This is a genomic window from Actinomycetospora flava, assembly GCF_037400335.1.
GTDB lineage: Bacteria > Actinomycetota > Actinomycetes > Mycobacteriales > Pseudonocardiaceae > Actinomycetospora > Actinomycetospora flava.
Genome location: NZ_JBBEGM010000018.1, coordinates 76,707 through 98,711, shown reverse-complemented (window position 1 = coordinate 98,711; position 22,005 = coordinate 76,707). Strand labels below are relative to the sequence as shown.

Genomic DNA, 22,005 nt, shown 5'->3' with positions numbered 1-22,005 from the left:
CTCCTCAGGGTCGGTCGGAAGGCGCGGATACCCGGTCGCTCACGGCCTCGCACACGTAGGCCTCGGGGCCGGTCGCGAGGCGGGCGAGGACGACCGTCGCCTCCTGGGACCCGGAGAGCTTCAACCGGGGTCGCAGGGCGTTCGGGTCGACGTCGAGGCCGCGGACGAGGATCTCGACGCGCCCGACGTCGCGCTGCCGCAGCGTCGTGCGCAGCGCCTTCTCGGTGTAGCGGCCGTGCTCGCGCACGCGGAACGCGCGCACGCCGGGCGGCGGGGCGTCGCCGGAGAGGTAGGCCAGGTGCTCGTCGAGGCGCCAGAGCCCGTGGCGGGCGCCGTACTGGCGCACCAGGCCGGCCCGGACGACCGCGCCGTCGGGGTCGACGATCCACTCCCCGGCCGGGGCGACGGGGCACGTGTCGTCCTCGACGTCGGTGACCTCGAAGCCGCGGCCGCGACCCGACAGCACCGTGGCGCGGCGGCGGGTCGTCGCGAGGCCCTCCGACCAGAGCGCCGCCTCCCGCACGCGGCCGTCGAGGCTGACGAGCTCAACCTCGGCGGCCCAGGGCACGAGCGCCGGATCGAGGCCGGGCGCCGTGGAGACGACGAGATCGTGGTGGGTTTCCTGACGTTGAACGTCAGCGTGGCAGCCACGCTGACACAGGCGCGCCAGATCGTCGAGCGGCGGGGCGAAGTCGGCGGGGCGCCAGGTGCGCCGGCCGGCGGCGGTGCGGCGGGCGGGGTCGGCGACGATCACCGTGCCCCGCGACGGCGGCGCGAGGGCGTCCGCCCGCACCAGCGGCACGCCGGGCACGTTCACGCGCGCCATGGCCAGGCGCACCGGGTCGAGGTCGGAGCCGAGCAGCCGCCCGGCGACCGCACGCAGCGCAAAGAGCTCCGCCCCCACCGAGCACGTCACGTCGTGCACGTCGCGGCCCGCGAGCCGGGCGGCCCGGTGCGCGGCGACCGGCGCGGCGGTGGCCTGCTCGGCGGCGTCGGCGGTGAGCAGCCAGCCGTCGGGCACGCGCCCGCGGGCCCTGTCCTGCAGCAGCGCGGTCTCGAGCACGGGCGCGGCCCGGTCGCCGAGGCGCGCGCGCAGCGTCGCCACAGCGCGCAGACGGTCCTCACGCAGGAGGGGGAAGGCTTCCTCCACGGCGTCGCGCCCCGCCGCGGAGGCGAGGTACGCGACGTCGTCGAGGGTGAAGCCGTAGCCCACGGTCAGCTCGGGAGCGACACCGGATCCGCCGGCCGGACCCCCGTCACCAGCGCGTTGTAGAACAGCGAGCGCGGCACCACCCGCGACAGCACCCGCTCGTCCAGCCACGACAGCCGCTGCCACGTCCGGTAGGCGAACATCGCCCAGCCCATGCCGAGCCGCTCCGGCGGCACCGCGGCCTCGAAGGTCCGCACCGGCCAGCCGAAGACCGCCGCCGAGAGCTCCTCGGTGACGACGCGGACGTCCACCGCGCCCGCGGCGTGGGCGTAGCGCTCGAGGCGGTCCGGGTCGAAGACGTGCTGGTCGACCACCGACTCCAGCGCCGCCGCCCGGGACGACTCGTCGAGCTCGGCCGGCGGGCGCAGCCACGACGACGGCGCGAACCGGGTGGTCGCCCACCACGTCGCCTGCCCGAGCTTGCGGGCGTAGAGGTCGCCGAGCCGGGTCGGCTCGCCGGCGAAGACGAAGCGCCCGCCGGGCTTGAGCACACGCAGGATCTCCCGGAACGCGGTGTCGAGGTCCGGGATGTGGTGCAGCACGGCGTGCCCGACGACGAGGTCGACCGAGGCGTCCGGGACCGGGATCGTCTCCGCGTCCGCCACGCGCCCGGAGACGTCGAGCCCCAGGGCGGACGCGTTGCGCGTCGCGACCTCGACCATGCCCGGCGAGAGGTCGGTGACCGTGCCGCGCCGCGCGATCCCGCCCTGCATGAGGTTGAGCAGGAAGAACCCGGTGCCGCACCCGAGCTCGAGGGCGTGCTCGAACGGGCCGGGGTCGGGTGAGACCGCCCGGAACCGGTCCACCGCGAACGTCGTGCAGCGCTCGTCGAACGAGATCGACCACTTCTCGTCGTAGGAGCCGGACTCCCAGTCGTGGTAGAGGACGTTGGCGAGCTTCGGGTCCCGGAACGCCGCCTCGACCTCGGCCTGCGTGGCGCTCATCGACCGAGGAACTGGGCCTTACCCGGCCCGTTCTCGACGAACGAGCGCATGCCGATCGTCTGGTCCTCGGTGCCGAACAGCGCCGCGAACAGCTCCGACTCCAGGGCCAGGCCGTCGCGCAGGTCGATCTCCGCGCCGCGGTCGATCGCGTTCTTCGCGGCGGCGAGCGCGCGCGTAGGACCGTTCGCGAACTGCTCGGCCCAGGCGCGGGCGCGTGTGTAGACCTCGTCCGGCGCGACGACCTCGTCGACCAGCCCCATCTCCAGGGCCTCCGGGGCCTTCACGAAGCGGCCGGTGAAGATGATGTCCTTGGCCTTCGACGGCCCGACCAGGCGCGTGAGCCGCTGCGTCCCGCCGCCGCCCGGGATGATCCCGAGCAGGATCTCCGGCTGGCCGACGGTCGCGTTGTCGCCGGCGATGCGCCGGTCGCAGGACAGCGCGACCTCGAACCCGCCGCCCAGCGCGTAGCCGGTGATCGCGGCCACGGTCGGCTTGGGGATCTCCGAGACCGCGCCGAAGCCCTTCGAGAGCTGGTGGGTCCGCTCGGCCATCTCGGAGTAGGTCATGTCGGCCATCTCCTTGACGTCCGCGCCGGCCGCGAGCGTCTTCTCGCCGCCGTAGACGACGACCGCGCGCACGTCGGTGCGGCTGGTCGCCTCCTGCGAGACCTCGACCAGCTCGTCCTGGACCTGGCGGTTGATCGCGTTCATCGGGGGCCGGTCCAGGTGGATGGTGCCCACGCCGCCGTCCACCTCGAGCCGCACGAACTCCGTCACCGAGAAGCCTCCTGTAGGTCCGGGTCTGTGGCCTTCGAACGGCCGCGACCCTATCGCCGGAACGCGGTGAAGCGCCGACGGCGGCTGTGCAGCTCGAGCGGCTGGCCGAAGGTCTCCGACAGGTTCTCCGAGGTCATCACGTCGTCGAGCAGGCCCTGCGCGACCACGCGGCCGTCGCGCAGCAGCATCGCGTGGCTGCAGTTCGGCGGGATCTCCTCGACGTGGTGGGTGACCATCACGGTCGCCGGGCCCTCCGGGTCGGCCGCCAGCTCGGAGAGCAGCTCGACGAGGTCCTCGCGGGCGCCGAGGTCGAGCCCCGCGGCCGGCTCGTCGAGCAGCAGCATCTCGGGGTCGGTCATCAGCGCCCGGGACAGCAGCACGCGCTGGCGCTCGCCGGTCGAGAGCGTCCCGTAGCGCCGGCCCGCGAGGTCGGCGACGCCCATCATCGCCATGAGCCCGGACGCCCGGCGGTCGTCCTGCTCGTCGTAGCGCTCGCGCCAGGTGCCGAGCACGCCGTAGCCCGCGCTGCGCACCACGTCGAACGCGCTCTCGTCGGGCGGCACGCGCCCGGCCAGGCTCGCCGAGGCGAGGCCGATGCGGGGACGCAGCTCGAAGACGTCGACGCGCCCGAGCCGCTCGCCGAGCAGGTCGACGGTGCCGGTGGTCGGGTGCATCTCGGCGGCGGCGAGGCGCAGCAGCGTGGTCTTGCCCGCGCCGTTGGGCCCGAGGATCACCCAGCGCTCGTCGAGCTCGACGGTCCAGTCCAGGTCGGCGAGCAGGTCGGAGCCGCCGCGGCGGACGCCCACCCGGTCCATGCGGACGACCGTGTCCGGGTCGGTCACGGGCTCGGTCGGGCTGGTCTCCGGCTGCACCACGGCCGCCATCCTGACGGATCACACCCGCCGACGGGCGACGGCCCACCCGCCGATCGGGCACGATCTCGCTCCGATGGCCATCACCGCTCCCCGGCCCGGCGCCCACCTCGACGGCGACGTGCTGCACGTCACCGTCCCGGCCGCGCCCAGCGCCGAGGCGGTGGAGCTCTGCCTGCCCGGCGACGACGGCGAGCGCCGCGTCGAGCTGCGCCGCTCGGGCGAGGTCTGGACCGGCCGGATGGACGACGTGCGCGCCGGCGACGCCTACGGCCTGCGCGTGTACGGCCCGTGGGACCCGGTCCGCGGCGTGCGCACGAACCCCGCGAAGCTGCTGGTCGACCCGTGGACCCGCCGCGTGGCGGGCACGGTCACCGACCTCGACGTCGCGCGCCCGTTCGCCGGCACCGACCCGTTCTCGTCCCGCCGCGACGACCGCGACTCCGCCGCCGTCGTGCCGCACGGGATCGTCACCGCCGACCTCGGCCCCGCGCCGACGCCCCGCCCGCAGGTGCCGTGGGCGGACACGGTCGTCTACGAGACCCACGTGCGCGACCTCACGACGCTGCACCCCGCGGTGCCCGAGGACCTGCGCGGCACCTACGCCGGCGTCGCCCACCCCGCCGTCGTCGACCACCTGGTCGCCCTCGGCGTCACGACCGTCGAGCTGCTGCCGGTGTTCGCGCACACCTCCGAGCCGTCGCTGCTCGCCCGGGGACGGCGCAACCACTGGGGCTACTCGACGCTCGCCTACCTCGCCCCGCACCCCGGCTACGCGTCGACCCCGGGCCGCGAGGCCGAGGAGTTCCGCGCGATGGTCGCGACCCTGCACGCCGCGGGGCTCGAGGTCGTGCTCGACGTCGTGTTCAACCACACCTGCGAGGGCGGCGCCGACGGGCCGTCGCTGTCGTGGCGCGGCCTCGACGCCGCCGGCTGGTACGCGCTCGACGCCCGCGGCCGCGACGTCGACGTCACCGGCTGCGGCAACACCCTCGACGCGGGCTCACCGCTCGTGCGCGGCCTCGTGCTGGACTCCCTGCGGCACTGGGTGACGACGATGGGCGTCGACGGCTTCCGCTTCGACCTCGCCTCGACCCTCGGGCGCCCGCGCGGCGGCGCCTTCGACCCGTCGACGCCGCTGCTCGGCGAGATCGTCGACGACCCGGTGCTCTCGCAGGTCAAGCTCATCGCCGAACCGTGGGACGCCACCGGCGAGGGCTACCAGGTCGGCGGTTTCCCGGCCCCGTGGGCGGAGTGGAACGGGCGCTTCCGCGACGGCGTGCGCGACTTCTGGCGCGGCCACGGCCCGCTCTCGGAGATCGTCACGCGGATCGCCGGGTCGTCGGATCTCTACTGGCCCGCGCGCACCCCGGCCGCCTCGGTCAACTTCGTCACCGCGCACGACGGCTTCACCCTCGCCGACCTCGTGTCCTACGAGCGCAAGCACAACGAGGCCAACGGCGAGCAGGGCCGCGACGGCACCGACGACAACCGCTCGTCCAACCACGGCGTCGAGGGGCCCACCGACGACCCGGCGATCCTCGCCCTGCGCGCCCGCCAGGCCCGCAACCTGCTCACCACGCTGCTGCTCTCGGCGGGCACCCCGATGCTGCTCGGCGGCGACGAGCTCGGCCACACGCAGCACGGCAACAACAACGTCTACTCGCTCGACGACGAGACGTCGTGGCGGTCGTGGTCGTCGCCCGAGCTGGTCGACTTCGTCGCCCGCGCGCTCGCCCTGCGCCGCGCCACCCCGGCCCTGCGGCGCACCGACTTCTTCTACGGCCGCGAGGACACCGACCCCGACGGCGCCGCCCCGGACATCGCCTGGCTGCACCCCGACGGCCGCGAGCTCACCGAGCCCGACTTCCACCACCACGGCCGCACCCTGGTGGTCCGCGTCGACGGCGACCGCGCGCTGCTGCTCGTCCTGCACTCCGGCGGCGCGCCCGTGGACGTGCTGCTGCCCGACGCGTTCGGCGACACCGCCTGGACCCCGGTGCTCGACCCCGGCACGACCACCGGCGCCCCGCCGGACACCGACGCGCTGCCCGCCGGGGAGACGCTCACGGTCCCGGCGCACACCGCGCTCGTGCTCCGCGCGAGGCCGCGCACCTAGCCCCTCGCGGCGAGTGCCAGGGCGTCGACCAGCGACGACGGCCGCCCGGCCCGCCAGGCCAGGCACCACGCGACGGGCGGGGCGTCGTCGGCGAACGGGACGAACGCGATGGTGGGACGCGAGAAGTAGTCGGCGGCGTGCGCGCCGAGGGGGCAGACGCCCTCCCCGCGGGCGACGGCACCGACCAGGTCCTGGAAGGTCGCCGCCGACGGCCCGCGCTCCACGGTCGCTCCACCCGGCGTGCACCACGGCTCGGGGGCGGGATGCCAGTACGGCGCGGCGCGGCGGCCGGCCCGCAGCACCACCTGGCCGCCGAGGTCGTCGACGGACACCTCGTCGCGGCCGGCGAGCGCGTGTCCCCGGGCGACCGCGAGCACCGCCGGTTCGCGCACGACGACCGGGCCCTCGACGAGGTCGGGCTCGACGACCGGGGCGTTGGTGACGAGGACGTCGACGTCGGCGCGGTCCAGCGCCGTCGCCGGGTCGGCGAAGTCGGCCTCGACGAACCGCACCTCCACGCGGGGGAAGCGGTCGCGGAACCGGGCGACGACGTCCGCCATGAGGTCGGCGACCGCCGGTGCCTCGAGCGCGACCGTGAGCACGGTGTCGATGCCGCGGCCCGCCTCCACGGCGGCGGCGACCGCGGCGAGGATCCGCCCGTGCCCGGCGCGGACCTCGGTGGCCAGCCGCCGCCCGACGGGGGTGAGCGCGACGCGGCGGCTGGTGCGCTCGAACAGGGCGACGCCGAACCGGCGCTCGAGGGCCGCGATCGTCTGGCTGACGCGGGCCTGCGAGACGTAGAGCCGCTCGGCGGTCCGGCCGAAGTGCAGCTCCTCGGACAGCGCCAGGAAGATCTCGATCTCCCGCCGTTCCATAACCCTCACATTATCGCTCGATGCTCCGGTCGTCGTTGTTCGCGTGCCGCCCGCACCGCAGGGTCGAGGCATGTCCACACCGACCGTCCCCACCACCGTCGGCGCCGTCCTCGTCCCGGGCGACGACGCCTACGACGCCGAGCGCCGGGGCTACAACCTGTCCGTCGACCACCGCCCGGCGGTGATCGTCGCGGCCGAGTGCGCCGAGGACGTCGCCGCCGCCGTGCGCTTCGCGGTCGACCACGACCTCCCCGTGGCCGTCCAGGCCACCGGCCACGGCCCCACCGCGCCCGCCGACGGGGCCCTGCTCCTCACCACGTCCCGCCTGGCGGGCATCGAGATCGACCCGGTGGCCCGCACCGCCCGGTTCGAGGCCGGTGTGCGCTCGGGGGCCCTGGTGGCGGCCGCGGCCGAGCACGGTCTTGCTCCGCTCAACGGATCCGCGCCCGACGTCGGCGCCGTCGGGTATCACCTCGGGGGCGGCGTGGGACTGATGAGCCGGCAGTTCGGCTACGCCGTCGACCACGTCCGCGCGCTCGAGGTGGTCACCGCCGACGGGCGCCGACGGCGGGTCACCGCCGGGTCCGCCGACCCCGACGACGCGGACCTGTTCTGGGCCCTGCGCGGCGCCGGCAAGGGACGCCTCGGTGTCGTCGTCGCCGTGGAGATCGATCTCCACCCGGTGGCGCGGCTGTACGGCGGCGGCATGCACTTCGCCGCCGGGGAGGCGCGCGAGGTCCTGCGGACCTGGGCCGAGCGGACGGCGATCACCCCGGAGGCGATGGGCTCCTCGGTGCTGCTGATCCGCATGCCGGACCTGCCGTTCCTGCCCGACGAGCTGCGGGGCCGCTCCGTGGTGCACGTCCGGTTCGTGTTCACCGGCGACGCTGCAGAGGGCGAGCGGCTCGTCGCGCCGTTCCGGGCGCTGGGGCCGCTCACCGACACGGTCGGCGAGATGCCCTACCGCGACGTGGGCACCATCCACGCCGAACCCACGACCCCCGTCGCCTTCCACGCCCGGAACACGATGCTGCGCGCGCTCGACCAGGACGCCGTCGACACGCTGCTCGAGCACGCCGGACCCGACGCCGGCGCGCCGTACCTCGTCGAGCTCCGCCACCTCGGCGGCGCCGCGGCCCGCCCGGGCGCGGTCCCGAGCGCGCTCGCCCGTCGCGACGGCACGTTCGTCCTCTACGCCGGCGGCGTGGCCACCGGCACCGACGAGGTCGCCGCGCTCACCTCGTCGCTCGACGCGCTGCTGCGCGCCATGGACCCGTGGGCGACCGGCGGGGCGTGCCTGAACTTCCTCGCCGGCCCCGACGTCACCGGCGAGCAGGTGCGCTCCGCCTACTCGCCCGCCGACCGCGACCGTCTCCGGGAGATCGAGCAGCGCGTCGACCCCGGGAACACGTTCCGGGTCGTCGTGCCGCTCGCCGACGATCAGGCCGGCAGGACGATCCGGCCCAGCTCGGCGGGCGCCGCGAGCAGGTCGTGACGCGGCAGCACGCGCACGGTGTAGCCCAGCACACCGGCGTGCGGCAGGGCGACGACCGCCTCGAAGCGGTGCGAGCCGTCGTGGCCCGGCCCGATCGAGGCCATCTCCTGCACCACGGACTCGGAGAGCTCGTCGGCGTCGTCCGCGCGGCCGACGACCGCCTGGACGAGCACCTCCTCGGGGCTCAGACCGCCGAGCTCGACCTCGGCACGCACCGTCATCGGCGCGCCGAGCACCGGGGTGTCCGCGCCGCCGGAGGCGTCGACCTCCGCCACCGCCACCGACGACCAGGCCGCGTCGAGGCGCGCCCGGTAGGTCGCGAGCTCCTTGGCCCCGGCGAAGCCGTCGGCGAGCACGCGCGCCGCCGACCGGGCCGCCGGCGCGTACCACTGCTCGACGTAGTCGGTGACCATCCGCGTGGCCTGCACCTTCGGCGACAGCGTCGCGAGCGTGTGCCGCACGAGCGAGGTCCAGCGGTCGGGCACGCCGTCGGCGCCGCGGTCGTAGAACAGCGGGGCGACGGTGGTGCCGAGCAGCTCGTAGAGGGCGTTGGCCTCGATGTCGTCGCGGCGCTCGGGGTCGTCGACGCCGTCGGCGGTCGGGATCGCCCAGCCGTTGCGGCCGTCGTAGAGCTCGTCCCACCAGCCGTCGCGCACCGACAGGTTGAGCCCGCCGTTGAGCGCCGACTTCATCCCCGACGTGCCGCACGCCTCGAGCGGGCGCAGCGGGTTGTTCAGCCAGACGTCGCAGCCCCAGTAGAGGTAGCGCGCCATGGACATGTCGTAGTCGGGCAGGAACGCGATGCGCTGGCGGACCGCGGGGTCGTCGGCGAAGCGCACCATCTGCTGGATGAGGCCCTTGCCCGCCTCGTCGGCGGGGTGCGACTTGCCGGCGATCACCAGCTGCACCGGCCGCTCGGGGTCGAGCAGGATCGAGCGCAGCCGCTCCTGGTCGCGCAGCATCAGCGTCAGGCGCTTGTAGGTCGGCACGCGGCGGGCGAAGCCGATCGTGAGCACGTCGGGGTCGAAGATGCGCTCGGTCCAGGCCAGCTCGGGCTCCGAGGCGCCGCGCTGCAGCCACGACGCGCGCACCCGGCGGCGGACCTCCTCGACCAGCCGCCGGCGCAGCGTCCCGCGCATCTCCCACAGCAGCGCGTCGGACACGCCGAACAGCTCCGGGCTGCCCGCGGCCTCGGCGCCCGCGGTGAGGCCGGCGATCTCGCGGGCGGTCCAGGTGGGGCCGTGGACGCCGTTGGTCACCGAGCCGATCGGCACCTCCGGGGCGTCGAACCCGCCCCAGAGGCTCTGGAACATCCCGCGCGAGACCTCGCCGTGCAGCTGCGAGACGCCGTTGCTGCGCTGCGCGAGCCGCAGGCCCATGTGGGCCATGTTGAACATGTCGCCGGAGGGCTCCCGGCCGAGCGAGAGCACCCGGGCGGGCTCGATGCCCGGGAGCATGTCGGGGGTGAAGTAGTGCTCGACCAGCCCGACCGGGAAGCGGTCGATGCCGGCGGGCACCGGGGTGTGGGTGGTGAAGACGGTGCCGGCGCGCACCGTGGCGAGCGCCTGGTCGAACTCGAGGCCGGCGTCGGCGACGAGCTCGCGGATGCGCTCGAGGCCGAGGAAGCCCGCGTGGCCCTCGTTGGTGTGGAACACCTCGGGCGCCGGGTGGCCGGTCTGCGCGCAGAACGCCCGCACCGCGCGCACCCCGCCGATCCCGACGAGGATCTCCTGGCGGATGCGGTGCTCGGCGTCGCCGCCGTAGAGCCGGTCGGTGACCTGGCGCAGGTCGGGGTCGTTGTCCTCGATGTCGGCGTCGAGGAGCAGCAGCGGCACCCGCCCGACCGACGCGACCCACACCCGGGCGCGCAGCGTCCGGCCGCCGGGCATGGCGACGCCGACGAGCACCGGGGCGCCCGCCGCGTCGGGCCTCTCCCCCGTCGCTCCGCTCGCCTCGGTGAGCAGGTGCAGCGGCAGGCCCTGGGGGTCGAGCGCCGGGTAGTGCTCCTGCTGCCAGCCGTCGAGCGACAGCGACTGACGGAAGTAACCGGATCGATACAGGAGGCCGACGGCGACCAGGGGGACCCCGAGATCGCTCGCGGCCTTGAGGTGGTCGCCGGCGAGGATGCCGAGGCCGCCCGAGTAGTTCGGCAGCACCTCGCTGACACCGAACTCCATCGAGAAGTAGCCGACCGCCGAGGGGAAGCCGTCGGCGGCGCGCGTCTGGTACCAGCGCGGCTCGCTCAGGTAGGTCCGGAGGTCCTCGGCGCGCTCCTGCACGCGGCCGACGAACGCGGCGTCCTCGGCGAGCTCGGCCAGGCGCTGCGGGCGGACCTCGCCGAGCAGCCGGACCGGGTCGCCGCCGGTGGCCCGCCAGGCCGCCTCGTCGACGGTCGCGAAGAGGTCCTGCGTGGGCCCGTGCCACGTCCAGCGCAGGTTCGTGGCGAGCTCCTGCAGGGGCGCGAGCGCGGCCGGGAGCTGGGCGCGGACGGAGAAGCGACGCAGAGCCTTCACGCGCCGGGAGCCTACGGCGCGACCCCCGACGCGCCGTGCGCCGCCCACCTGGACTGGATCGATCCCCCGACTACGCTGCGTCGCGTGAGCGCGCTGGGGAGATGGTGGCGGTCCGGACGACGGTCGAAGCAGGCCACGGAGGAGGCGGAAGCGCCCCGCGAGCAGCCGACCGAGCCGCGCGACGCGACCGGCGGCCAGCCCGCGGTCGGCACCGACGGCGCCAGCGCGCCGCCCTTCGAGGAGAGCTACGGCGGGTACGACGGCCGCCTCGACCCGCACCGGGAGATCCCCCGCGGCGAGATCGTCACCGGCCCGTCCTCCGGGTCGTGGCGCCAGCGGCGTCAGGGCTGGGGTTCCGCCGACGACGTCGAGGTCGGTCCCCCGCCGCCCCCGGACGCCCGCCCGCACGGCCCGACGACCGGGCCCTTCGGCGTGCCCGGACGCGCCACCGGCCCGGGGCCCGCGTCGGGTCCCTTCCCGGCGTCCGGGCCGATCGCCGCCGGTCCGTACTCCTCGCCCGGCCCGTACTCCTCGCCGGACCCCGCCCACCACCCGTCGTCCGGCCCCTTCCCGCCGGCGAGCGACACCCCGTCGCGCGGGTTCCGCGCCGTCGGCTCCGACGGGCCCGACGTGGACAGCCGGGACGGCCGCGGCGGACAGCCCGCGCCGAGCCTGCCGCCGTGGCGCCGCCCGGCCACCCCGCCCTGGGGCATCGCCACCGGCCGCCCCTCGCCCTCCCCCTCGCCGACCTCCGGTCGCCCGTTCGCATCGAGTACGCCCGTTGCGGGTAGCGGACCGGACATGAGCTCGACGCCGGACCGCGGACCCGACCACCTCTCCGGGCGCGCGACCACCCCGGACGCGCCGTCCGAGACGTCGGCGGCGTCGTCCTCGTCGTCGTCCTCGTCGTCGTCCCCGTCGCCGTCGTCATCGGAGCCGTCTGCCCCGGAGCCCCGTCCCGAGGACCTCGACGCCGCGCCCGCCTCCGACCCGTCGTGGTTCGTGCCGCGCACGCCCTACGCCCCGTTCGCCGAGGACGCCGGCCAGGGAGGGGACGCCGAGGACAAGGCCGCCGAGAGCCCGCTGACCGGCTCCCGCCACGCCGCGAGCGAGACCGGCGACCGGGACGAGGACCCCGTCACCACCGCGATCCCCCCGACGCCGTCCGGCGGCACCGCGAGCGTCCCCACCACCGGGCAGGACGACGCCGACCGCGGGCACGGCTGGCGCACGGCCGCCGCGGGCGCGGCCGGGCTCGGGGTGGCCGGCGCCGCGGCGGGCGCCGCCGGTCTGTTCGGCCGGTCGGGCAGCGACTCCGGGAGCGACAGCTCCCACAGCGCCGACGGAAGCACCACCGGCATCTCCGACAGCGGCACCGCGACCCCGCGGCCGAGCACGCCCTGGGCGCCGCCGCCCGCGCGGCCCTCGTCGTTCTCGCCGCCCCCGACGCCCCCGGCGCCCTCCACCGCCGCGGCCTCGTCCGACGACACCGCCGCCTCCGACCAGCCCGGGGACTCCACCTCCCGACCCGTGTCCTCGGGACACGGGTCCCTCGGGTCGTTCGGCGACACCGCCGCCTCCGAGCAGCCCGACGACGCCATTCCCCGACCCGTGTCCTCGGGACACGGGTCGCCGGAGTCGTCCGGCGCCCCGGACAGCACCGCGACCCCCGACACCCCGCGCAGCGACGACGTCGACGACGACCCGCTCGGCGTGGGCCCCCTGTCCTTCGACCCGGACGCGCCCGTGCACAGCATCGCGCCGGACGCCCCGGGCGACGAGGTGCCCGACACCGACACCCCGACGACCACGACCGCCCTCGGCGGCGCGGCGGCGGCCGGCGCGGCCGGGGTCGTCGGCGCCGCAGCCTTCGGGGCCTCCGGGGCCGCCGGCTCCGACAGCAGCGCCGACGACACCCGCGCCGGCGACGCCCCGGGCGACGTCACCTCCGCCGACCCGGACGGCGCGGACGTGCCGTCCGAGGAGCCCGCGGGCGCCCCGTCGACCGACCCGGGCGAGGTGGCCCCGGACGCCGCCCCGACGGTCACGACGACCGAGCCGGAGCCGCCCGAGCAGGAACCGGCGCCCCTCACCACCGTCACACCCCCCGGCCCCCAGCCGACCACCCCGGGCATCCCCGCCGACGCCGTCGACCGCCACGCCCTCCCGCAGGGCCGGATCGGGATCGACGAGGTGACCCCGGAGGTCTCCGGCGGCCGGTTCCCGTCGAAGGCGGTCGTGGGCGAGGTCGTGCCGGTCGCGGCGACGGTGTGGCGCGAGGGCCACGACGCCGTCGCGGCGACGGTCGTGTGGCAGCGCTGCTCCGCGGCGAGCCACGGCCAGGACCCGGACGCGGCACTGCAACACTCTTCGGGCGGCTGCGGGGACGAGGCGCCGCGCAGCACGCGGATGACGCCGACCGGCCCGCTGACCGACCGGTTCGCCGGCCAGGTCGTGCCCGACGCCGAGGGGCTGTGGAGCTTCCGGGTCGACGCCTGGAGCGACCCGTGGGCGACGTGGCGGCACGCCGTCGACGTCAAGACCCGCGCGGGCCAGGGCGCCGCGGAGCTCGCCAACGACCTGGAGTCCGGGGCGCGCCTGCTCGAGCGCGGCGCCGAGGGCATCCAGCAGCGGCTGCGCGACACCCCGCGGCTCGACGGGGACGACCCGGTTGATCTATCCCGCCAAGGCGGTTCGACGACTGGCGCTCCTTCGTCGCGTCAGTCGTCGACGCCGGCGGGGGGCTCCGAGCGCACCGGCGGGATCGCCATGCCGCCGGCCCTCGAGCTCGCCCGGACCCTCACCCGGGCGGCGGGGCAGCTCCGCGACACCGACACCGACCTGCCCGAGCGTCTCCGGCTCGCGCTGTCGGCGCCGGTGCACCGCACGATGACCGAGCACCCGGTCCGCGAGCTCGTGACCCGGGGCGACACCCACCACGTCCAGGTCGAGCGCCCGCTCGCGCTGGCCGGGTCCTGGTACGAGTTCTTCCCCCGCTCGACCGGCGGCTGGGACGACGAGGGTCGCCCGGTGCACGGCACGTTCGCCACCGCGACCCGCGAGCTCGACCGCGCCGCCGCGATGGGCTTCGACATCGCCTACCTGCCGCCGATCCACCCCGTCGGCACGGTCAACCGCAAGGGCCCCAACAACACGCTGACCCCGGGGCCGGACGACGTCGGCTCGCCGTGGGCGATCGGCTCGGCCGCCGGCGGGCACGACGCGATCGACCCGAACCTGGGCACGATCGAGGACTTCGACGCGTTCGTCGCGCACGCCCACGAGCTGGGCCTCGAGGTGGCGCTCGACCTCGCGCTGCAGTGCGCACCGGACCACCCGTGGGCCGCCGAGCACCCGGAGTGGTTCACGATCCGGCCCGACGGGACCATCGCGTACGCCGAGAACCCGCCGAAGAAGTACCAGGACATCTACCCGGTCAACTTCGACACCGACCCCGAGGGCATCTACGCCGAGGTCCTGCGCGTCGTCCTGTACTGGATGGACCACGGGGTGCGCGTGTTCCGGGTCGACAACCCGCACACCAAGCCGCCGAACTTCTGGAACTGGCTGATCGCCGAGGTGCACCGCCGCGACCCGGGCGTCGTGTTCCTCGCCGAGGCGTTCACCCGGCCCGCGCGGCTGTTCGGGCTGGCGAAGGCCGGCTTCAGCCAGTCGTACACCTACTTCACGTGGCGCACGGGGCGCGACGAGCTCCGCGAGTTCTTCGAGATGCACCGCGACCGGCTCGACGAGTGCCGACCGAACTGCTTCGTCAACACCCCGGACATCCTCCACGAGTCGCTGCAGGTCGGCGGCCCGGGCATGTTCGCGCTGCGGGCGGCGCTGGCGGCCACGCTCGCCCCGAGCTGGGGCGTGTACGCGGGCTACGAGCTCTTCGAGCACCAGCCCGTGCGCCCCGGCAGCGAGGAGTACCTCGACTCGGAGAAGTACCAGCTGCGTCCGCGCGACTTCGCGGGCGCGCTGGCCGAGGGCCGCAGCCTCGAGCCGTGGATCACGCGGCTCAACCAGCTGCGCAGGGACCACCCGGCCCTGCGCCAGCTGCGCACGCTGCGGTTCCACGAGACCGACAACGAGGCGCTGCTCGCCTACTCGAAGACCGACCCGCTCACCGGCGACACGGTGCTCTGCGTCGTCACGCTCAACCCGTACGGCGTCGAGGAGGGCAACGTGCACCTCGACATGCCTGCGCTGGGCCTCGAGTGGCAGGACCGGTTCGGCGCGTTCGACGAGGTCAGCGGCCAGACGTTCGAGTGGGGCGAGACCAACTTCGTGCGCATCGAGCCGTGGCGCGACGTCTGCCACATCATCTCGGTGCTGCGGCGGTAGGGAGACGCGTGACCCTGTGCGCCCCCTGAGAACCGGGCGCATCGGGCACGATTCGGGGCCTCCGGGCGTTGGACCGGTCGAGAGCCCTGGGAGGTCTACCGTGCGCATCCTCGTCGCCCTGGCGGTCTATCTGGCCGTCGAGATCACCGTCCTGGTCCTGGTCGGCCAGGCGATCGGGTTCTGGGGCCTGCTCGGGGTGCTGGTCCTCTCGGCGGTCGTCGGCGCCTGGGCCATCCGCCGGGAGGGTCGCCGATCGATGTCGACGCTGGTCGACGCGGCGCGCAACGGCCGGCCCGCCGAGGCCGAGGTCGCCGACGGCATGTACGTCGCACTGGCCGGCGTCCTGCTGGTCGTGCCCGGCCTCCTGTCGACGCTCGCCGCGCTCGTCCTGCTGGTGCCGCCGGTGCGCGGCGCGCTCTCCCGGCGCGCCGCGGAGCGGGCCGTGCGCGCCGGCAGCGCGCGCGTGGGCCCGTCGGTCACCGTCGTCGGCGCGGGCGGGCCGGGCCCCTGGGGTGCCCGCCCCGAGCCCGCGGGCCCGGGCCGGCTGGACACGGGGTCGTTCCGCGGCACGGTCATCGAGGGCGAGGTCGTGGAGCCCCGTGGAGCCGACGGCGACGCGCGGGACGACCGGCGCGACACCACCTGAGCCGATGCCCGCCCGGGGCACCGGCCCGGAGCCCCCGACCACTAGCGTGACGCCTGATGAACGAGGGAGTCAGCGCGAGCGTGACCGCCGCGCCGAGCGATGAGGACCATGTCCGCGACGTCACCGAGGACCACGGCGCCTCGGCCGTCGAGGAGCCCAGCGCCGACGACTTCCGACATGCGCGGACGCTCCCGGTCGACGACGAGTGGTACAAGCGCGCCGTCTTCTACGAGGTGCTCGTCCGGGCGTTCGCCGACTCCAACCGCGACGGGTTCGGCGACCTCTCCGGGCTCACCGACAAGCTCGACTACCTCGCGTGGCTCGGCGTCGACTGCATCTGGCTGCCCCCGTTCTACGACTCCCCGCTGCGCGACGGCGGCTACGACATCCGCGACTACCGCAAGGTGCTGCCCGAGTTCGGCACGGTCGCGGACTTCGTCGAGCTCCTCGACCAGGCGCACGCCCGCGGCATCCGCGTGATCACCGACCTGGTCATGAACCACACCTCGGACCAGCACCACTGGTTCCAGGAGTCCCGGCGCGACCCGGACGGGCCGTACGGCGACTTCTACGTGTGGTCCGACGACGACACCCGCTACTCCGACGCGCGGATCATCTTCGTCGACACCGAGTCGTCCAACTGGACCTACGACTCGGTGCGGGGGCAGTTCTACTGGCACCGCTTCTTCTCCCACCAGCCGGACCTCAACTTCGACAACCCGGCCGTGTGCGAGGCGATGATCGACGCACTGCGCTTCTGGCTCGACCTCGGCATCGACGGGTTCCGGCTCGACGCCGTGCCCTACCTCTACGAGCGCGACGGCACCAACGGCGAGAACCTCCCCGAGACCCACGCGTTCCTCAAGCGCTGCCGCAAGGTCGTCGACGACGAGTACCCCGGCCGCGTGCTGCTCGCCGAGGCCAACCAGTGGCCCGCGGACGTCGTCGAGTACTTCGGCGACCCCGAGGTCGGCGGCGACGAGTGCCACATGGCGTTCCACTTCCCGCTGATGCCGCGCATCTTCATGGCGGTGCGGCGCGAGTCGCGCTTCCCGATCTCGGAGATCCTCGCGCAGACGCCGGCGATCCCGGAGAACGCGCAGTGGGGCATCTTCCTGCGCAACCACGACGAGCTGACGCTCGAGATGGTCACCGACGACGAGCGCGACTACATGTACGCGGAATACGCCAAGGACCCGCGCATGAAGGCCAACATCGGCATCCGCCGGCGGCTGGCCCCGCTGCTCGAGAACGACCGCAACCAGCTCGAGCTGTTCACCGCGCTGCTGCTGTCCCTGCCCGGCAGCCCCGTCCTGTACTACGGCGACGAGATCGGGATGGGCGACAACATCTGGCTCGGCGACCGCGACGGCGTGCGCAGCCCGATGCAGTGGACGCCCGACCGCAACGCCGGCTTCTCCACCTGCGACCCGGGCCGGCTCAACCTGCCGATCATCATGGACCCGGTCTACGGCTACCAGGCGGTGAACGTCGAGGCGCAGTCGAACTCGACCGCCAGCCTGCTGCACTGGAACCGGCGGATGATCGACATCCGCAAGCAGCACCCCGCCTTCGGGCTCGGCTCCTTCCACGAGCTCGGCGGCTCGAATCCGAGCGTGCTCGCCTACGTGCGCGAGCACGTCGACGTCGACGGCCACCGCGACGTGGTGCTCTGCGTGAACAACATGTCGCGCTTCCCCCAGCCGGTGGAGCTCGACCTCATCGCATGGAAGGACCGCGTACCCACGGAGCTCACCGGGGGTGTGCCGTTCCCGGCGATCGGGGAACTGCCGTACCTGCTGACCCTGCCAGGACACGGCTTCTACTGGTTCGCCATCCACGAGGCCGAGGAGCGCTGATGCCCGCCACGAGCTCGCCCGACCGCACCCCCGGCGATCCGCTCGCCGATCTGCACGACGCCCTGCTCGCCTGGCTGCCGCAGCAGCGGTGGTTCCCGGCCAAGGGGCGCCAGGTCGCGGGCCTGCGCACGGTGAGCCACGCCGTCGTGTCCACGCCCGGCGAGACGCCGACGGTGGAGCACGCGGTCATCGGGGTGTCGTTCGCCGACGCTGCCCAGGATCCGGTGGGCGGCAGCGCCGAGGAGCGCTACCAGCTCGTGCTGGGCGTGCAGGCGAGCCCGCCCGCGGACGTCGAGTACGCGGTGATCGGCCGCCGCGGGGAGGACGTCGTCTACGACGGTCTCGCCGACGGGCGGATCAGCCGCCAGTTCCTGGCGCTGATCACCGAGAACGCCGTGCGCGGGCCGCTGCGCTTCGTCGCCGAGCCCGACACCGAGGCGCCGATCGTGGGGCCGGGGCGGCCGCTGATCGGCGAGCAGTCGAACAGCTCGGTGATCTACGGCGAGCGCGCCATCATGAAGCTCTTCCGGCGCGCCACGGCGGGCCTGAACCCGGACCTCGAGCTGCACCGGGCGCTCGGCCGGCAGGGCAGCGGTGAGGTCGCCCCGCTGCTCGGCGCGATCGAGGGCGAGATCGACGGCGAGCCCATGACCGTCGCGATGCTGCAGACCTACGCGTCGAACTCCGCCGACGGCTGGTCGATGGCCCAGGCGAGCGTGCGCGACCTGCTCGCCGAGGCCGACCTGCGGCCCGACGAGGTCGGCGGCGACTTCGCCGGCGAGGCCCACCGCATCGGCAAGACCGTCGCGGCCGTGCACCTCGAGCTGGCCGCCGCCCTGGGCACCCACCCGCTCGACGCGCGGGGAGCCGAGGAGATCGAGGCCTGGATGCTCGAGCGCCTCGAGCGCGCCGCGGCCGCGGTGCCCGGCGTCGCCGAGCAGCGCGACGCGATCGCCGACGTCCTGCGCGGGGTCACCACGGCCGGGCCGTCGACCGTGCAGCGCATCCACGGCGACCTGCACCTGGGCCAGGAGCTGCGCACACCCACGGGCTGGCTGGTCATCGACTTCGAGGGCGAGCCGTCGAAGTCCCTGGCCGACCGGGTGCGTCCCGACTCCCCGATGCGCGACGTCGCGGCGATGCTGCGCTCGTTCGACTACGCCGCGTTCCACCAGCTCTCCGAGTGGGAGCAGTCCGCGGACGACCCGGACCCGCAGCTCGAGCGCCGCGCGCAGGAGTGGGCCGACCGCAACCGCTCGGCGTTCTGCGACGGCTACGCCGAGGCCACCGGCACCGACCCCCGGGAGTCCCCGGAGCTCCTGCGGGCCTACGAGCTGGACAAGGCCGTCTACGAGGTCCTCTACGAGACCCGCAACCGGCCGGGCTGGGTGTCGATCCCGCTGCGCTCCATGCGCCGCCTGCTCACACCCGCGGGACGCGGCGAGCGCTGAGCGCGCCGACGTCCGGCGGGCAGCCTCATCGCAGCCGTTCGCGAATGCGAAGACCACACTGGGCTTCATGGGCCCGTGTCCCGATGGGATCAACGAGGCTTTCGCGATCGACGAGGGACGGTTGGTCGCCATGTCCATGACCTACACCGCAGCCACTGCCGAGTGGGCGGCTGACGTCGCCCACCATCTGCGCCGCTTCGCCGGTTCGGATGTCCCGACGATCGACGACCTGAGGGTGTCGGAAGCGCCGGCCGTGCTCGTGCGCTACCGCCTCGGCGAGGATCGGCTCGCGGCGCGATTCGGGCGCCTCGACCGGGACCGCACGTCGTGGGAGGCGCCGACCGACTCCGAGCACCTCGCCTCGAACCTGCTGCACGTCCTGCACGCGCCGGACGACCTCGAGTGGACCGACCCGGACGGCTACCGCTGGTGGGGTGACCCGCCGGCGGACGGGTGGATGGCCGTGACCACCGAGGGTCGGGCGGTCGGCGCCCGCTGACGGGCATGCCCGGGAAGAGCCCGGCCCATACGCGATCACGGCGGCGATCGTGGGTACCTGTACCGGTGACGCCGACGTCCCGGACGGCCCCGGTACGGTCGACCGGCCTCGACGCGGTCGGCGTGGAGCAGGCCCCGTCTCGTAGCAGGAGTGTGTGCATGTCCGTCCCCGGTAGCCGAGTCCGCGGACCCGCGTCGCCGACCCCGTCGGACCTCGACGTCCATCTGCTGATGGAGGGGTCGCACCGCGACCCGCACGGCGTGCTCGGCCCGCACCGCGACCCCGAGTCGCCGGGCACGGTCATCGTGCGCGCGCTGCGCCCGGGCGCGGACGCGGTCGACGTCGTCATCGACGACGGCCCGACCGCCGGGCGCTACCCGCTCGCCGAGGTCCACGCGGCCGGCGTCTTCGCCGCCGGCGTCCCCGGTCCGCTGCCGCGCTACCGCCTGGCGACGCGACGCACCGACGAGGCGACCGGCGAGACCGTCGAGTCGATCGACGACGACCCGTACCGCTTCTCGCCGGTGCTGGGCCCCGTCGACCTGCACCTCATCGGCGAGGGCCGCCACGAGCGCCTCTGGGACGCCCTGGGCGCCCACTTCCGCCGCTGGCCCACGCCCGCCGGTCCCGTCGAGGGCACCTCGTTCGCGGTGTGGGCGCCCCACGCCCGCGGGGTGCGCGTGTGCGGCGACTGGGACGGCTGGGACGGCACGACCACCCCGATGCGCGCGCTCGGCTCGGGCGTCTGGGAGCTGTTCGTCCCGGGCATCGGCGACGGCGCCCGCTACGGGTTCCGCATCCTGTCCCCGGACGGGCACTGGCTCGACAAGGCCGACCCGATGGCGTTCGCGGCCGACCTGCCGCCCACGCCGGCGTCGGTGGTCACCACGTCGACCCACGAGTGGACCGACCAGGAGTGGATGACCCGGCGCGCCGCGTCGACACCGCACGCCGAGCCGATGAGCGTCTACGAGCTGCACCTGGGCTCGTGGCGCCAGGGCCTGACCTACCGCGACCTCGCCGACGAGCTCGCCGACTACCTCACCGAGACCGGCTTCACCCACGTCGAGCTGCTGCCGGTGGCCGAGCACCCGTTCGGCGGCTCGTGGGGCTACCAGGTCAGCTCGTACTACGCCCCGACCTCGCGGTTCGGCTCCCCCGACGACTTCCGCTACTTCGTCGACCGGCTGCACCGCGCGGGCATCGGCGTCATCGTCGACTGGGTCCCGGCGCACTTCCCCAAGGACGAGTGGGCGCTGGCCCGCTTCGACGGCACGCCCTGCTACGAGCACGGCGACCCGCGCCGCGGCGAGCAGCTCGACTGGGGCACGCTCGTATTCGACTTCGGGCGCTCCCAGGTCCGCAACTTCCTCGTCGCCAACGCGCTGTACTGGCTCGACGAGTTCCACATCGACGGCCTGCGCGTCGACGCGGTGGCCTCGATGCTCTACCTCGACTACTCGCGGCCCGACGGCGGCTGGACACCCAACCGCTACGGCGGCCGCGAGAACCTCGAGGCGGTGTCGTTCCTCCAGGAGGTCAACGCCACCGTCTACAAGAGCCACCCGAGCGTCGTGACGATCGCCGAGGAGTCGACGGCGTGGCCCGGGGTCACCCGGCCCACCCACCTCGGCGGGCTCGGCTTCGGGTTCAAGTGGAACATGGGCTGGATGCACGACACGCTCGACTACATCGGGCGCGACCCCGTGCACCGCAGCTTCCACCACAACCAGATGACGTTCTCGATGACCTACGCGTACAGCGAGAACTACGTGCTGCCGCTGTCCCACGACGAGGTCGTGCACGGCAAGGGCTCGCTGTGGACGCGCCAGCCCGGCGACGACAACCGCAAGGCCGCCGGCGTGCGCGCGCTGTTCGGCTACATGTGGGCGCACCCCGGCAAGCAGCTCGTGTTCATGGGCGGCGAGTTCGGCCAGGTGCGCGAGTGGTCCGAGGAGCGCTCGCTGGACTGGGAGCTGCTCGACGACCCGCGCCACGGCGGCCTGCGCCGGCTGGTCGGCGACCTCAACGCCGCCTACCGGTCGCTGCCCCCGATGTACGAGCTCGACAACGACCCCGCGGGCTTCTCCTGGATCGACGCCAACGACGCCTCGGGCAACGTGCTGTCGTTCGTGCGCCTCGACCGGAAGGGCAACCCGGTCGCCTGCGTCGTCAACTTCTCCGGGTCCGACCACCCGAACTACCGGGTCGGGCTGCCGGCGACCGGGCGCTGGCGCGAGGTCATCAACACCGACGCCGAGGTCTACGGCGGGCGCGGGGTCGGCAACTACGGGGCCGTCATCGCGTCGTCGACGAGCTGGCACGGGCGCCCCGCCTCGGCCGAGGTGACCCTGCCCGCGAACGGCGTCCTCTGGCTCGCGCCCGGGTGATCGGTCGAG

At 74.6% G+C, this 22,005-nt stretch carries 14 protein-coding genes; 8 read left to right on the top strand and 6 right to left on the bottom strand.

The features are described 5' to 3' along the window. Window positions 1–4: 4 nt before the first annotated feature. The 4 genes from WCD58_RS30355 to WCD58_RS30340 are packed head-to-tail and all read right to left on the bottom strand — an operon-like array spanning window position 5 to window position 3,814. Window positions 5–1,213: a THUMP-like domain-containing protein gene (locus tag WCD58_RS30355; RefSeq protein ID WP_337706861.1), complete on the bottom strand. Its 1,209-nt coding sequence runs from the start codon at window positions 1,211–1,213 to the stop codon at window positions 5–7. A gap of 2 nt (window positions 1,214–1,215) precedes the next feature. Beyond that, the gene (locus tag WCD58_RS30350) at window positions 1,216–2,154 is read right to left on the bottom strand and encodes a class I SAM-dependent methyltransferase (protein ID WP_337706860.1); all 939 of its coding nucleotides are present in this window, start codon (window positions 2,152–2,154) and stop codon (window positions 1,216–1,218) included. Continuing rightward, complete coding sequence (locus tag WCD58_RS30345; RefSeq protein WP_337706859.1) at window positions 2,151–2,930, bottom strand: enoyl-CoA hydratase/isomerase family protein; 780 nt, start codon at window positions 2,928–2,930, stop codon at window positions 2,151–2,153. Before WCD58_RS30345 ends, WCD58_RS30350 begins: the two co-directional genes overlap by 4 nt. Before the next feature lie 50 nt (window positions 2,931–2,980). Further along, window positions 2,981–3,814, bottom strand: coding sequence for an ABC transporter ATP-binding protein (locus WCD58_RS30340; protein WP_373696310.1), 834 nt, complete (start codon window positions 3,812–3,814; stop codon window positions 2,981–2,983). Window positions 3,815–3,878: 64 nt separating this feature from the next. On the opposite strand from WCD58_RS30340, the gene glgX reads away from it, so the two are divergent. Continuing rightward, on the top strand, window positions 3,879–5,921 hold the full coding sequence (gene glgX / locus WCD58_RS30335) for a glycogen debranching protein GlgX (RefSeq protein ID WP_337706858.1): 2,043 nt from the start codon (window positions 3,879–3,881) through the stop codon (window positions 5,919–5,921). On the opposite strand, the gene WCD58_RS30330 is transcribed toward glgX, so the two are convergent. Continuing rightward, window positions 5,918–6,796 carry a LysR family transcriptional regulator gene (locus WCD58_RS30330; RefSeq protein WP_337706857.1) on the bottom strand — a complete coding sequence of 293 codons (879 nt, stop codon included), beginning with the start codon at window positions 6,794–6,796 and terminating at the stop codon, window positions 5,918–5,920. The genes glgX and WCD58_RS30330 overlap by 4 nt on opposite strands. 70 nt (window positions 6,797–6,866) lie before the next feature. Here WCD58_RS30330 and WCD58_RS30325 point away from each other — a divergent pair, with 70 nt between their 5' ends. Beyond that, on the top strand, window positions 6,867–8,291 hold the full coding sequence (locus WCD58_RS30325; RefSeq protein WP_337706856.1) for an FAD-binding protein: 1,425 nt from the start codon (window positions 6,867–6,869) through the stop codon (window positions 8,289–8,291). Here WCD58_RS30325 and glgP read toward each other — a convergent pair. Continuing rightward, window positions 8,237–10,804, bottom strand: coding sequence for an alpha-glucan family phosphorylase (gene glgP / locus WCD58_RS30320; protein ID WP_337706855.1), 2,568 nt, complete (start codon window positions 10,802–10,804; stop codon window positions 8,237–8,239). The two genes, WCD58_RS30325 and glgP, sit on opposite strands and share 55 nt — an antisense overlap. 2,133 nt (window positions 10,805–12,937) lie before the next feature. Between glgP and WCD58_RS30315 the strand changes: the two genes are divergently transcribed. The 6 genes from WCD58_RS30315 (at window position 12,938) to glgB (ending at window position 21,996) form a co-directional block, all read left to right on the top strand. Then, window positions 12,938–15,151 carry a maltotransferase domain-containing protein gene (locus WCD58_RS30315; protein WP_337706882.1) on the top strand — a complete coding sequence of 738 codons (2,214 nt, stop codon included), beginning with the start codon at window positions 12,938–12,940 and terminating at the stop codon, window positions 15,149–15,151. Between the two features lie 100 nt (window positions 15,152–15,251). Continuing rightward, window positions 15,252–15,797: an FxsA family protein gene (locus WCD58_RS30310; protein ID WP_337706854.1), complete on the top strand. Its 546-nt coding sequence runs from the start codon at window positions 15,252–15,254 to the stop codon at window positions 15,795–15,797. A 56-nt stretch (window positions 15,798–15,853) separates the two neighbouring features. Beyond that, window positions 15,854–17,656 carry a maltose alpha-D-glucosyltransferase gene (gene treS / locus WCD58_RS30305; protein WP_337706853.1) on the top strand — a complete coding sequence of 601 codons (1,803 nt, stop codon included), beginning with the start codon at window positions 15,854–15,856 and terminating at the stop codon, window positions 17,654–17,656. After that, window positions 17,656–19,107: a maltokinase N-terminal cap-like domain-containing protein gene (locus WCD58_RS30300; protein ID WP_337706852.1), complete on the top strand. Its 1,452-nt coding sequence runs from the start codon at window positions 17,656–17,658 to the stop codon at window positions 19,105–19,107. Before treS ends, WCD58_RS30300 begins: the two co-directional genes overlap by 1 nt. A 136-nt stretch (window positions 19,108–19,243) precedes the next feature. Then, window positions 19,244–19,606 carry a hypothetical protein gene (locus tag WCD58_RS30295; RefSeq protein ID WP_337706851.1) on the top strand — a complete coding sequence of 121 codons (363 nt, stop codon included), beginning with the start codon at window positions 19,244–19,246 and terminating at the stop codon, window positions 19,604–19,606. 158 nt (window positions 19,607–19,764) lie between these two features. Next, the gene (gene glgB / locus WCD58_RS30290) at window positions 19,765–21,996 is read left to right on the top strand and encodes a 1,4-alpha-glucan branching protein GlgB (RefSeq protein ID WP_337706850.1); all 2,232 of its coding nucleotides are present in this window, start codon (window positions 19,765–19,767) and stop codon (window positions 21,994–21,996) included. Window positions 21,997–22,005: the final 9 nt, after the last annotated feature.